General features: G+C 63.2%; 11 protein-coding genes. 5 read left to right on the top strand and 6 right to left on the bottom strand.

What is annotated here, in order from left to right; genetic code table 11:
- The first annotated feature begins 26 nt into the window (after positions 1–26).
- On the top strand, positions 27–2,003 hold the full coding sequence (locus I6L32_RS02775; protein WP_103260760.1) for a methyl-accepting chemotaxis protein: 1,977 nt from the start codon (positions 27–29) through the stop codon (positions 2,001–2,003).
- Positions 2,004–2,169: 166 nt separating this feature from the next.
- Here the strand turns inward: I6L32_RS02775 and rfaH are convergent, their stop codons facing one another.
- The 4 genes from rfaH to metN all read right to left on the bottom strand — a co-directional run bounded on the left by rfaH (position 2,170) and on the right by metN (position 5,272).
- Positions 2,170–2,670 (bottom strand): transcription/translation regulatory transformer protein RfaH, encoded by a 501-nt coding sequence (rfaH, locus tag I6L32_RS02770; protein WP_010673182.1) that lies wholly within the window; start codon positions 2,668–2,670, stop codon positions 2,170–2,172.
- 97 nt (positions 2,671–2,767) lie between these two features.
- Positions 2,768–3,568, bottom strand: coding sequence for a methionine ABC transporter substrate-binding lipoprotein MetQ (gene metQ, locus I6L32_RS02765; protein ID WP_041211129.1), 801 nt, complete (start codon positions 3,566–3,568; stop codon positions 2,768–2,770).
- A gap of 26 nt (positions 3,569–3,594) precedes the next feature.
- Positions 3,595–4,248 (bottom strand): methionine ABC transporter permease, encoded by a 654-nt coding sequence (locus I6L32_RS02760; RefSeq protein WP_029313844.1) that lies wholly within the window; start codon positions 4,246–4,248, stop codon positions 3,595–3,597.
- Positions 4,229–5,272, bottom strand: coding sequence for a methionine ABC transporter ATP-binding protein MetN (metN, locus tag I6L32_RS02755; RefSeq protein ID WP_039040957.1), 1,044 nt, complete (start codon positions 5,270–5,272; stop codon positions 4,229–4,231). The genes I6L32_RS02760 and metN overlap by 20 nt, the downstream gene beginning before the upstream one ends.
- Positions 5,273–5,743: 471 nt before the next feature.
- On the opposite strand from metN, the gene I6L32_RS02750 reads away from it, so the two are divergent.
- On the top strand, positions 5,744–6,199 hold the full coding sequence (locus tag I6L32_RS02750; protein WP_010673186.1) for a hypothetical protein: 456 nt from the start codon (positions 5,744–5,746) through the stop codon (positions 6,197–6,199).
- A gap of 52 nt (positions 6,200–6,251) precedes the next feature.
- Here I6L32_RS02750 and ppgK read toward each other — a convergent pair whose 3' ends face one another.
- Together ppgK and queG are read right to left on the bottom strand one after the other, a co-directional pair.
- Positions 6,252–6,995, bottom strand: a complete 744-nt coding sequence (ppgK, locus tag I6L32_RS02745; protein ID WP_216944659.1) for a polyphosphate--glucose phosphotransferase — start codon at positions 6,993–6,995, stop codon at positions 6,252–6,254.
- 83 nt (positions 6,996–7,078) lie between these two features.
- Positions 7,079–8,233 carry a tRNA epoxyqueuosine(34) reductase QueG gene (gene queG, locus I6L32_RS02740; protein ID WP_216944658.1) on the bottom strand — a complete coding sequence of 385 codons (1,155 nt, stop codon included), beginning with the start codon at positions 8,231–8,233 and terminating at the stop codon, positions 7,079–7,081.
- A 99-nt stretch (positions 8,234–8,332) separates the two neighbouring features.
- On the opposite strand from queG, the gene I6L32_RS02735 reads away from it, so the two are divergent.
- From I6L32_RS02735 to I6L32_RS02725, 3 genes are read left to right on the top strand one after another with little or no spacing between them, the layout of a single operon-like run.
- Positions 8,333–9,835: an NAD(P)H-hydrate dehydratase gene (locus I6L32_RS02735; protein ID WP_216944657.1), complete on the top strand. Its 1,503-nt coding sequence runs from the start codon at positions 8,333–8,335 to the stop codon at positions 9,833–9,835.
- Positions 9,836–9,852: 17 nt separating this feature from the next.
- Positions 9,853–10,326 carry a tRNA (adenosine(37)-N6)-threonylcarbamoyltransferase complex ATPase subunit type 1 TsaE gene (gene tsaE / locus I6L32_RS02730; RefSeq protein WP_029313846.1) on the top strand — a complete coding sequence of 158 codons (474 nt, stop codon included), beginning with the start codon at positions 9,853–9,855 and terminating at the stop codon, positions 10,324–10,326.
- A 23-nt stretch (positions 10,327–10,349) separates the two neighbouring features.
- Positions 10,350–11,867, top strand: coding sequence for an N-acetylmuramoyl-L-alanine amidase (locus I6L32_RS02725; protein WP_223956306.1), 1,518 nt, complete (start codon positions 10,350–10,352; stop codon positions 11,865–11,867).
- Positions 11,868–11,882 lie beyond the last annotated feature (15 nt).

The raw sequence follows: 11,882 nt of genomic DNA, 5'->3' as shown, positions 1-11,882 counted from the left end.
ATGCCCGACGAATTCCAAGGATGGCCATGAAAATATCAAGCAAGTTGTTGTTGAGCTTCTGTTTTATCAACCTGCTCATCATTCTCTCCTCCGCCCTTGTCTATCATCAGCTCGGCCGGATCGAAGGCTCGCAAGATGCCTTGCTGGCCCAGGCCCTGCCTGCCCTGCAGCGGGACGAGGCGAGCCAGAAAGCCCTGATTGCCACCGTTTCATCCCTGCGGGCCTATCTCATCCTCGGCAAGGATCCGGCACAGGGTGATCGCATCAAGCAGGAGTGGGAAGAGGCCTGGCACGCCATCGATCGCCAGCGTTTCACCCCCGACCTGACCCGGGCACTCAAGGATTTCAAGGGGGCACAGTCACAGGTGTGGGCCCTGGCTCACACCGAAGAGAACCTGCCCGCCCACACCCTGATGCTGCTGGAGGCCGGCCCCCTGGCGGAGTCGGCCCTCGATCAGTTGCAGTCTTTTGCCAATGAAGAGGTGGCGACGCCCCAGGCGACGTTGCCCGGTGACAGGCGCCTGCTGCTCAAGCAGGTGGGGGATGCCTACAACAGCCTGGGCAATGCGCTCTCCGCCCTGCGGGATTTCCTCATCTCGGGGGAGAAGGAGTACCTGGACAAGTATCGGGACTACTACCAGTTCCACCAGCAGCGGGTGGCCGAGCTGAAACAGCAGGAGGCCAACTTCACCGAGGCACAAAAGGGGCTCTGGACGCTCTTTGAAGAGATGTCAGCCCCCTTTGCAGAGCTGGTCGGTCAGGTGATCGAGAAGCGCCAGGCCCCGGACTGGGACAGGGCCAACCACCTGATGGCCACCGAGATAGAGCCCGCCCTGACCCGGCTGGCGGATCAGCTGGCGACCCAGGTGACCCATACCCGTGCCGAGGTGGACAAGATGGCGGGGGAGATGGCGGCCGCCAGTCAGACCATTCACCGCACCCTGCTGCTCGCCACCACCAGTGTCATCCTGCTGGGCACCCTGGTGGCCCTGCTGTTCAGCCGGCGCCTGACCCGGGACGTCGCCAGCCTGGTGAAACGGGCGGGCCTGGTGGCCGATGGCCGCCTCCCCGTCACCCCCTTGCCCGTGCTTCGTCAGGATGAGCTGGGAGGGCTCACGGGCTCCATCAACCGGATGTCGGCACAGTTGCGCGAGCTGGTGGGGGAGATCCAGGGGGCGGTCGGTCAGGTGGAAGGGGCTGGCCGCGAGGTGGGCCAGACCACCAATGCCATCGTGGATGATCTGGCGAGCCAGAATCAGCGGCTCGATGCGGTGGCAGCCGCCATCGAGCAGATGTCGGTCAGTACCCGGGATGTGGCGGGCAACATTGCGGACGCGGCGGGAGCGGCTCGCCAGACCGAGCAACAGGCAAGGGAGGGGGAGCAGGCCCTCGCCCGCATGGGGACCACCATGGCGCAGATTGGTGCCATGATTGCCCAGGCAAACCAGGCGATGACGCAGCTCAGCAGCCAGAGCGAGCAGGTGGGGAGGGTCACCGAAGTGATCGCCACCATCGCCGAGCAGACCAATCTGCTGGCACTCAATGCTGCCATCGAGGCGGCGCGAGCCGGTGAGCAGGGACGGGGATTTGCCGTGGTGGCCGATGAAGTGAGGCAGTTGGCCAGCCGCACCAGCGCATCGACCATGGAGATCAACCAGACCATTGCCAGCATCCAGCAGCAAACCCGGGAGACCGCGGATACCGTGGGCAGCGGTACCCTGCTGGTGGAGCAGGGGCGCGGCGCCGTGGCCTCGGTGACCGAGACCCTGGAGTCGATGGCGACGCTGGTGCAGGATCTCAGCGGCCAGCTTGCCGCCATCGCCACCGCCACCGAGCAGCAGTCAAGGGCGGCGCAGGAGGTGGCGGGCACGGTGGAGGAGATTGCCGGGCTCAGCCATCAGTCCAGCGAGCATGGCCAGCAGGGGGAGCAGATCGCCGCCCGCCTGACCCGGGAGACCGGGAGACTGACATCGGCCATCAGTCGCTTCGAACTGGATGCCTGACGCAAGGGAGAGAAAAACGGGGCAGACCTCTGGGTCTGCCCCGTTTTTTTGGCCCGACAACCTAGTGGTGGAAGGATGCACGACGCAGGTGCGGTCCTGACCGTTCGGAAGCAGGGGGATGGTGTCTTGTGTACTTCCCTGTGGCTCATTCTGCCGGCAGGACGGGTCACTCCAGGCGGCGGAAGGCCTGGTTTTCGAAGCTGCTGCAGGTCTCCTGGTTGAGCAGGTTGACCAGCAGGATGGCCCGCTTTTCGCCATCCGGCTCCAGATAGATGGCTTCAAACCCGGCGAGGGGGCCGGATTCGATAAGTACCTTGTCTCCCTGGGTCGGCAGACGGGCATAGCTGGCGCGCGCCTCGTCGCTGTCGTCCCGGCTCATGAGCCGGTAGATCAGCTGGCTGCTGACGGGGGTCCACTCCTTGCCGAAGTGGATGATGCGACTGATGCCCCGGGTCGATTTCAGGGTGACCGGGGTGACCTCTTCCAGATCCACGTAGATGAAGAGGTAGTTGGGGAACATGGGCTCGCGCTGGGGCACGCGCTTGCCTCGCCGCAGTTTTTCAATCTCGACCATGGGGTAATAGGATTCCACGCCCTGGGCTGCCAGATGGGCGCGGGCGCGGGCCTCTTCCTTGGGTTTGCAGTAGGCCAGATACCATTTCTTCATTGTTGTTCTGTTTTTCGTGTTGCCGTGCTTGTGGCTATGATAACGGGGGTAAAAAAAAAGGCCACGCTTGACGTGGCCTTTTTTCCAGAGTGAGTGATTACCAACCTTTCACCAGACCGCCCTTGAACAGCTCGGTCCCCTTCTTGAAGACCTCGTCGGTCTGGAAGGACTGGACGAACTCCTTGACCTTCTCGTCGTCCTTGTTGTTCTCGCGAGCAACGATCAGGTTGACGTAGGGGGACTCCTTGTCTTCGACAAACAGGCCGTTCTCGGTCGGGGTCAGACCAATCTGACCGGCGAAGGTGTTGTTGATGATGGCCAGATCCACGTCTTCCAGGGAGCGCGGCAGTTGTGCGGCTTCCAGTTCGACGATCTTGAAGTTGCGCGGGTTGCTGGCGATGTCCAGTACGGTCGCTTCCAGACCGGCACCCTCTTTAAGCGTCAGCAGGCCCTGCTTCTCCAGCAGGATCAGGGAACGACCCAGGTTGGTCGGATCGTTCGGCACCGCGATCTGGGCACCGTCTTTCAGCTCGGACAGGGCCTTGACCTTCTTGGAGTAACCGGCGATCGGGTAGACGAAGGTGTTGCCGACCGGCACCAGCTTGAAGCCGCGATCACGGATCTGGGCATCCAGGTAGGGTTTGTGCTGGAAGGCGTTGACGTCGACGCTGCCGTCGTTCAGGGCCACGTTCGGGGTGACGTAGTCGGAGAAGGTGACCACTTCGACGGTCAGGCCGTATTTTTCCTTGGCCACCTTGGCCGCGGTCTCAACCAGCTCGGTCTCGGGACCGGCGATGGCGCCCACCTTCAGGGTCTTGTTCTCTTCCTTCTGGCCGCAGCCGACCAGTACCAGGGTTGCCAGCAGCGCAGCTGCTGCGGATTTGATGCCCAATTTCATAAAAACCTCCTGTCAGAAATCGACGATTAACGATGATCACATTGTTTGACCAGGCGCTCACCCGCGCTCTGGATGAGTTGAACCAGCACCACCAGAATGACCACGGTGACCAGCATGACGGTGGGATCGAAACGCTGGTAGCCGTAGCGAATACCCACATCACCGAGACCACCGCCTCCGATGGCACCTGCCATGGCGGAGTAGTTCACCAGGGTGACGAGGGTGATGATGACGCTGTTGAGGATCCCCGGCAGGGCCTCGGGCAGCAGCACCTTGGCGATGATTTGCAGGGGCTTGGCCCCCATGGCCTTGGCCGCTTCCAGCAGGCCGTCAGGCACCTCCATCAGGGCCCCTTCCACCAGGCGGGCGATGAAGGGAATGCAACCCACGGTCAGCGGCACGATGGCGGCGATGGTGCCGATGCTGGTGCCGACGATGAAGCGGGTCAACGGAATGATGGCGACCAGCAGAATGATGAAGGGCACCGAGCGACCGACGTTGACGATGACGCCCAGGACCTTGTTGAGCAGCGGATTGGCCAGGATCTGGCCTGCCTTGGTCACGTGCAGCGCCACGCCGAGCGGCAGGCCGAGCAGGCAGCCGAACAGGGCGGAGGCAAACACCATGATGAGGGTGTCGCCCAGAGCCGAAATCAGCAGATTAATCATTGCTTCGGACATAACCCATTACCTCCAGCTGAATGTGGTTGTCGATGAGGAACTGCTGGGTGGCCTCGCACTGGGCCTCGTCCCCGAACAGTTCCGCCAGCAGGAAGCCGAACTTGACGCCACCGGCGTATTCGATGTCTGCGCTCAGGATGCTGATGTCGATGTTGAAACGGCGGCTCGCCTCGGAAATCAGCGGTGAATCCACCGTGGTCCCGGTAAAGCCGAGCTTCACCAGGGGATAGCTGCCGGGCACCCGGTCGCTACTCATCCGATCCTGATACTCCTGGGGCACTTCCAGGTGGATGGTGGAGTGGATGAAATCCCGGGCCAGCTGGGTCTTGGCATTGCTGAAGAACCAGGCCACTTCCCCCTGTTCGATCAGACGGCCGTCGCTGATGATGGCCACCTCGTCACAGATCCCCTTCACCACGTCCATTTCGTGGGTGATGAGCAGTATGGTGAGCCCCAGCTTGACGTTGATCTCCTTGAGCAGGGTCAGGATCGAGCGGGTGGTCTGGGGGTCGAGGGCCGAGGTTGCCTCGTCACACAGCAGGACCTTGGGAGCCGGTGCCAGGGCACGGGCGATGGCGACGCGCTGCTTCTGGCCGCCGGAGAGCTCGGACGGATAAGCGTGGGCACGGGCTTCCAGCCCGACCAGGGCCAGCAGTTCGCTGACCCGGCTCTGGATCTTGTCCTTGCTCCAGCCCGCCAGCTCCAGCGGGAAGGCGATGTTGGCGGAGACGGTGCGAGAGGCCAGCAGGTTGAAGTGCTGGAAGATCATGCCGATCTGGCGGCGAGCCTGAGTCAGATCCCGCTCGCTCAGGGCGACCAGGTCCTGGCCATCGACGATGACCTGCCCCTCGGTGGGGCGCTCCAGCAGGTTGACGCAGCGGATGAGGGTACTCTTGCCGGCACCGGAGGCACCGATCACCCCGAAGATCTTGCCTTGGGGCACATGCAGGCTCACGTCACGCAGGGCGTGCACGGCATCACTGCCTTTACCGTAGACTTTGTTGAGACCGATCAACTTAATCATGGATTCTTCCGTGCTAACAGCCTTAAAGCACAGGGCGCTACAGGCGGGTAAATTGGGCAGAGGTTTCACTGGGTAGCTCTGTCATCATGGAGGATGATGCTAAGATGTCCGGATGGCTGTGTCAACGCATGTTTTTACGTCTAGACGTCTAAAAAATGGATAAGGATTCCCGCCATTTGACTATGGTGTGGAGGTATCACCACCAGTATCAATATTAGATTCCGATTTGATGACTCTAGTCCGAATATAAGCTGGTAAATATCTTTTATGTCGTCGATTTGATGCCTCCCTTCGGGCAAGGTGCCCGGTTGTCCGGGCAGCATCGCTGCCGGTTTCCCCTTCCTCCTGCTGTCTCTTTTTCTGCTTTCTTTTCCATCGCCTTGATGCAGAACAATAAATGACCAGTTCGTGGCCGTGTCGACATGCCAGCTCCCTATACTGGCTGCAGGTAGATGCCAGGAGGGAGGCGAGATGCGATTCCAACAGATCAAGGACCTGATGCTCTATCTCGAGGAGCTTCATCATCGGCAAGGGCACATTTACGGGCGCCAGATCCCCCGGGTGGATGCTGAGCGCAGCAGAATGTTGCTGGCCTATCTGCAAGGGCGGGAGGATGCCGCGGCGGCTCATCTGCACGATTATCGCGAGCAGATGGGCAGCGCGGTGAAGGAGACCTGGCTGGATCAGGGGTTTGGCGAGGATCTGCTGGCCGAGGGGGATCGTCTGGCGCTGCCCGCCACAACCCAGCCCGCGGAGATAGTGGCCCTGGTGTCACGCCAGGAGGAGAGGCTCATCGGCGAGCTGGAACGTCTGGCCCGGGAGTGCCCCACGCCCGACACGGCGGCGCTGCTGAAAGCCCTGGCCTCCATGGCCCAATCCCGCCTGACCCGTTTGGTACACGGTGCTCATCGCCTCGACGATCTCTGAGCCCGGATGAGAGAGACCCGGCACGGGCCGGGTCTTCTGAGGTTGCTGGCGGTCAGCCCCCTTGCCGGGCCGCGCCATAGAGGGCGGCGCCTATGATGCCGGCCTGGTTGAGGTTCGCGGCCGCCACCAGGGGAGCCCGGGTCTCAATCTTGTCGATGAACTTGTCGAGCTTGGCGGCGCTGCCGCCCCCCAGGATGAAGAGGTCGGGGGAGAACAGAAACTCCAGGCGAGCCAGGTATTTGTTGAAACGTTTGCCCCAGCGGCCCCAGGAAAGATCCTCGCGCTTGCGCACCGCATCGGAGCAATAGTGTTCGGCCACCATGCCTTCCAGCATCAGGTGGCCCAGCTCGGTATTGGGCAGCAACTGGCCATTGACGAAGACGGCGGTACCGATGCCGGTGCCGACGGTGATGAGAATGATGACCCCCTGGCGATCCTGCCCGGTGCCAAAGCGCATCTCCGCCAGACCGGCCGCATCGGCGTCGTTCAGGACATGGCAGGGCAGGCCGGTCACATCGGCAAACAGGTGGGCTGCATCGGTCTCAATCCAGCTCTTGTCGATGTTGGAGGCATTCTTGGCGATGCCGTTGTGGATGGTGGCGGGAAAACCGCACCCCACGGGACCCTTCCATTGGAAGTGTTCGACCAGCGCCTTGAGGGTGTGTGCCACGGCGGCCGGGGTTGCCGGTTGCGGTGTGGCGATGCGGTGGCGTTCGCCAATCAGCTCCCCGGTTTCGGTGTCGACCAGGCAGCCCTTGAGCCCGGACCCCCCAATATCTACTCCCAGCATCTGCATCAGAATCTTCCTTTTATTGTGCCGATGTTCAATGGTCGGCAGAGCATGAAAAAATGGCTGCGATCCGGCAAGTGCCAGATCACTTATGCGTGATCCGGCAGACCTTTTTCGATGCAGCGGATCAGCAATCGCGTCTTTTTATTCTCTTCCTGCTGACGCCTGGCCAGGGTCGCCAGCGCCCACTCGATATGCTCGGCCACCATGGGCGCCGCCTCAGGCAGCGCCTGTTCCAGGGCGGCCAGGACCTCGCTGCTGGCCGGTCCGTTGCCAAGGGCCACCGCCAGGTTGCGGCGCCAGCGCTGATAGCCGATGCGGCGGATGGGGCTGCCTTCCGTGTGCTTGAGAAATTCGGCCTCGCTCCAGCCCCACAAGGTCAAGAGGGGCGGGCGGTGCAGATTGGGGCGCGGGCTGAAGTCGGGCTCCGGGCTGGCATCGGCATAGCGGTTCCAGGGGCAGATGAGCTGGCAGTCGTCACAGCCATAGATGCGATTGCCCATGAGCGGCCTGAACTCCTCGGGAATGGGGCCGTCATTCTCGATGGTGAGATAGGAGATGCAGCGCTGTCCGTCTACCACATAGGGGGCGATGATGGCACCGGTGGGGCAGATATTGATGCAGGCCACGCACTTGCCACACAGCTCCTTCTCCACCGGGGTATCCACGGGCAGCGGCAGGGCGATGAGCAATTCTCCCAGAAAGAAGAAGGAGCCGGCGGACTCGTTGATCAGCAGCGAGTGCTTGCCCACCCAGCCAAGGCCGGCCTTGGCCGCCAGCGGCCGCTCCAGAATAGGGGCGGAGTCGACGAAGGGGCGCCACTCGCCCAGGGTTTGCCCTGTCGCCTGTAACAGGGTTTCGCACCGCAGCTCGATGCGCTCCCCCAACTGTTTGAGCCGATTGCGCAGCACCTTGTGGTAGTCGCGGCCGAGGGCATAGCGGCTGATGTAGCCGAGGGTGGGATCGCGCAGGGTGGCGGCAAAGCCCGCCTCGAACGGGAGGTAGTTCATCCGCACCGAGATGACCCGCAAGGTGCCCGGCAACAGCTCGTGGGGGCGGGCCCTCATCATGCCGTGGCGCGCCATGTAGTCCATGGTGCCGTGATAACCGGCATCCAGCCAGGCCTGCAACCTCGGCTCTTCCAGGGTGAGATCGGTGTCGGCGATGCCGACCTGGTCAAATCCTAGCTCCCTTGCCCAGAGCTTGATATCGTGGGCCAGTTGCGCAAGTTCGGCAGCCGTCATGCAGCATCCCCCCTCTGCCTGCAGGAGTGTGGCAGGCACAGGGCGTCAATATGGCGTGCCAGTTGCCGGGTCATGGGATGATGAAACGTGGGGGCCGTCATGGTAGAGGTGTTCGGGGACGCTATCCGCAAAAATGAGTGGGAGAGTCTAGCACAACCCCTGTGGCGGGCCGAGCAGATCCGCAGCATGGAACGGCGCTGGGCCGAGCAGGAAGGGTTGCCCCTCTATGTGCTGATGGAGCGGGCCGGGAGTGCGCTGTGCAACTATGCCTGTCACCACTGGCCCGACAGCCGCCAGTGGTGGATCTTCGTCGGCCCTGGCAACAACGGTGGGGATGGCTACGTGCTGGCCCGCCTTGCCCGGCGCATCGGCCTCGAGCCTTTGGTGATTGCCGCCCGGGCTCCCGGCCTGCTGAGGGGAGATGCCAGGCGGGCTGCCGAAGAGTGGCTCGCATCGGGGGGGAGCGTGACCATGGCCGAGGTTCTGCTGCCCGCCACGCTGCCGCCGCCGGATCTGGTCATAGACGCACTGCTCGGTACCGGCGTCCAGCTTCCCCTCTCCTCGTCAATGACAAAGATCGTCGCAACAATCAATGGCTTGAACGCGCCCGTGCTGGCGGTGGATCTCCCCTCCGGTCTCAATGCCGACACCGGCCGCGCCATGGGCGCACTGGTGCGTGCCACCCGCACCCTCACTTTCATCGGCATCAAGCAGGGCATGCTCACCGCCGACGGGGTAGACGGAGTCGGCCACCTCGACCGGGATCCCCTGGGAGTGACGCCGGGGGAGGAACGGGTTCCCGCTGCCGAGCGGATCGATTATCCCAGCCTCAAGGGGTTGCTGACCCCGCGCAGGCGCTCGGCTCACAAGGGACACAGCGGCAAGGTACTGCTGACGGGGGGGAACCTCGGCATGCAGGGGGCCATCCTGCTGGCGGGTCAGGCCTGTCTGCGGGCGGGGGCGGGATTGGTACGCCTGCGCCAGCACCCTGATTGCCCTGCGGCCAGCCTGGTTCAACCCGAGCTGATGGGATGCCCCGCGGACATGGATGAAGGGTGGGCATCGGTGCAGGTACTGGGCCCCGGGCTCGGTCAGGATGAGTGGGGCCGGGCCCGGTTCGAACAGGGCATCGGAGCCGCCGTGCCACTGGTATTGGACGCCGATGGATTGAATTGGCTGGCGCAGGCCCCCCGTCATCAGGATAATTGGGTGCTCACGCCCCACCCCGGGGAGGCGGCTCGCCTGCTGGGTTGCTCCATCGACGAGGTCGAGGGGGACAGGTTTGCGGCCGTCTCGCGACTGCAACAGCGCTACGGTGGTGTGGTGTTGCTCAAGGGGGCGGGGTCGCTCATCTGCGACGGCAGGCGCATTTCCCTGTGCGACGAGGGCAACCCCGGCATGGCCAGTGGCGGCATGGGTGACCTCTTGTCTGGTATAATCGCCGCCCTTCTGGCTCAGGGCTGGTCTGCGGGCATGGCCACCCGACTCGGGGCCGTGATCCACGCAGAGGCCGCCGATCTGGCCGCTGCCGAGGGTGAGAGGGGCATGCTGGCATCGGATCTGCTGCCCTGGATCCGTCGTCTGGTCAATCCGACACAGTAACAAGTAACAAGAAGAACATGGCAAAAACCTTGATGATGACACTGCCGGACGAGGCAGCAACAGTGGCGCTGGGTGGCCGTCTGGCAAAGGCGTGCCAACAGGCCACCACGGTATTTCTGCACGGTGCCCTCGGGGCCGGCAAAACCACCCTGACCCGAGGATGGGTGCAGGGACTGGGTCATGAGGGCAAGGTCAAGAGTCCGACCTATACCCTGGTGGAGCCCTATGAGCTTGCCCAGTGGCAGGTCTATCACTTCGATCTCTATCGACTGGCGGACCCGGAAGAGCTGGAGTTCATGGGCATTCGCGACTATTTCGCCGCCGATACCCTCTGCCTGGTGGAGTGGCCAGAGAAGGGCGACGGCTGGCTGCCAGCCCCGGATCTCGAGATCACCCTGAGTTATGCAAACGAGCAGCGCGAGGTGCAGATTGATGCCCGCACTGCTATCGGCGAAGCCATTCTGGAACGGTTGTCATCTCAGTGCGCGTGATCCTTGTTTTTGTTCTCTCCCTGATGGCATTGCCCACCTGGGCCAATCAGCTCAAGAGTGTGCGGGTGTGGCCATCACCGGACAACACCCGGGTGGTGCTCGACATGAGCAGCGCCCCCAATTTCAACTACTTCACCTTGACCGGTCCGAACCGTCTGGTCATCGACCTGAAAGGGGCGAGCAACGCCACCAACCTGGCCCGCATCGAGAACAAGAGCGAGCTGGTGCGCAAGATCCGCGAGAGCACGCCGCTGGAGAAGGGCGGCCTGCGACTGGTGCTGGATCTCGGCTCTGCCATCAAGCCGGTGGTCTTCCCGCTGGCGCCGGCAGGCCCCTATGGCCACCGTCTTGTGATCGATCTTCCCTATGAAGAGAAGGGGAGCGCTGCGGCGCAGCCCGCTCCCGTCGGGGGGCATGGTAAGGCCATCGTCATCGCCATCGATCCTGGTCACGGCGGGGAAGACCCGGGCTCCATCGGCCCGCGCCGCACCTACGAGAAGCGGGTGACCCTGGCGGTCTCCCAGAAGCTGGCGGCCCTCATCGACCGGGAGCCCGGCATGCGGGCCGTGCTGACCCGCCGTGGCGACTACTTCGTCGATCTCAACAAGCGCTCCGAGATTGCCCGCAAGGCCAAGGCTGACCTGCTGGTGTCGGTGCATGCCGACAGCTTCCACAACTCGACTCCTCGCGGCGCCTCCGTCTGGGTGCTGTCGACCAACCGCGCCAACCGCGAGATGGGTAGCTGGCTCGAGAAGCAGGAGAAGCAGGGGGAGCTGCTGGGGGGCGTCGGCAAGGTATTGGCCGAGTCTGATCCCAACCCCTATCTGGCGCAGACCTTCCTGGATCTCTCCATGGACAAGTCCAGGGCCGAAGGCTATGACGTCAGCCGTCAGATCCTGCGCTCGCTCGGCCGGGTGGCCAGATTGCACAAGAAGGCGCCGGAACATGCAAGTCTGGCGGTGCTGAAGGCGCCGGACATCCCCTCGGTACTGGTGGAGACGGGCTTTATCTCGAACCACGCCGAGGAGAAGCTGCTGGCCACCGCCAGCTATCAGGATCAGCTGGCCCGGGCCATCTTCGAGGGGATCCGCAACTATTACCGCAGCCATCCGACCAAGGGGCCCATGCTCACCGGCAAGGGCCAGGTAGCCGCCCCGCCGCGTCAGGCGCCTGCCAGCAAGCCGGTCGCCGTCAGCAAGCCGGCTGTCCAGCCAACGCAGCAGGTCGTTACCAACCGGATGCCGGCGAGCGAGCCCTATCGCGTCGGTGAGGGCGGCGCCCCGGTCAGCAGCGTCGGCAGCGCCTCCGGTGCCGGCGTGATCAAACCTTACAAGGTCGCAGCCCAGGAGCCGAGTGCGCCTGTAGCCAGCGTGCAGAGCAACGACAAGTCCAACATGATCCGCCACGTGGTCACCCGTGGCCAGAGTCTCTCCCGGCTCGCCGAGAAACACGGGGTGAGCCAGGCGCGACTGGTGGAGATCAACAAGCTCAAGTCGCGGGACATCCAGATAGGGCAGGTGCTCTATATTCCGCGAAAATAGCGCGGGCTGAAGAAC

This window comes from Aeromonas sp. FDAARGOS 1402 (genome assembly GCF_019046925.1).
In the GTDB taxonomy this organism is placed as follows: Bacteria; Pseudomonadota; Gammaproteobacteria; order Enterobacterales; family Aeromonadaceae; genus Aeromonas; species Aeromonas caviae.
Note: the sequence above shows the minus strand (reverse complement) of the source record. Positions and strands in the feature narration are given on the sequence as shown.

What these genes read in the sequence shown, in the direction of transcription:
- I6L32_RS02775 (WP_103260760.1), top strand. Translation starts at nt 27, where the DNA reads ATGAAAATATCAAGCAAGTTGTTGTTGAGCTTCTGTTTTATCAACCTG.
- rfaH (WP_010673182.1), bottom strand. Translation starts at nt 2,670, where the DNA reads ATGAAGAAATGGTATCTGGCCTACTGCAAACCCAAGGAAGAGGCCCGC.
- metQ (WP_041211129.1), bottom strand. Translation starts at nt 3,568, where the DNA reads ATGAAATTGGGCATCAAATCCGCAGCAGCTGCGCTGCTGGCAACCCTG.
- I6L32_RS02760 (WP_029313844.1), bottom strand. Translation starts at nt 4,248, where the DNA reads ATGTCCGAAGCAATGATTAATCTGCTGATTTCGGCTCTGGGCGACACC.
- metN (WP_039040957.1), bottom strand. Translation starts at nt 5,272, where the DNA reads ATGATTAAGTTGATCGGTCTCAACAAAGTCTACGGTAAAGGCAGTGAT.
- I6L32_RS02750 (WP_010673186.1), top strand. Translation starts at nt 5,744, where the DNA reads ATGCGATTCCAACAGATCAAGGACCTGATGCTCTATCTCGAGGAGCTT.
- ppgK (WP_216944659.1), bottom strand. Translation starts at nt 6,995, where the DNA reads ATGCAGATGCTGGGAGTAGATATTGGGGGGTCCGGGCTCAAGGGCTGC.
- queG (WP_216944658.1), bottom strand. Translation starts at nt 8,233, where the DNA reads ATGACGGCTGCCGAACTTGCGCAACTGGCCCACGATATCAAGCTCTGG.
- I6L32_RS02735 (WP_216944657.1), top strand. Translation starts at nt 8,333, where the DNA reads ATGGTAGAGGTGTTCGGGGACGCTATCCGCAAAAATGAGTGGGAGAGT.
- tsaE (WP_029313846.1), top strand. Translation starts at nt 9,853, where the DNA reads ATGGCAAAAACCTTGATGATGACACTGCCGGACGAGGCAGCAACAGTG.
- I6L32_RS02725 (WP_223956306.1), top strand. Translation starts at nt 10,350, where the DNA reads ATGGCATTGCCCACCTGGGCCAATCAGCTCAAGAGTGTGCGGGTGTGG.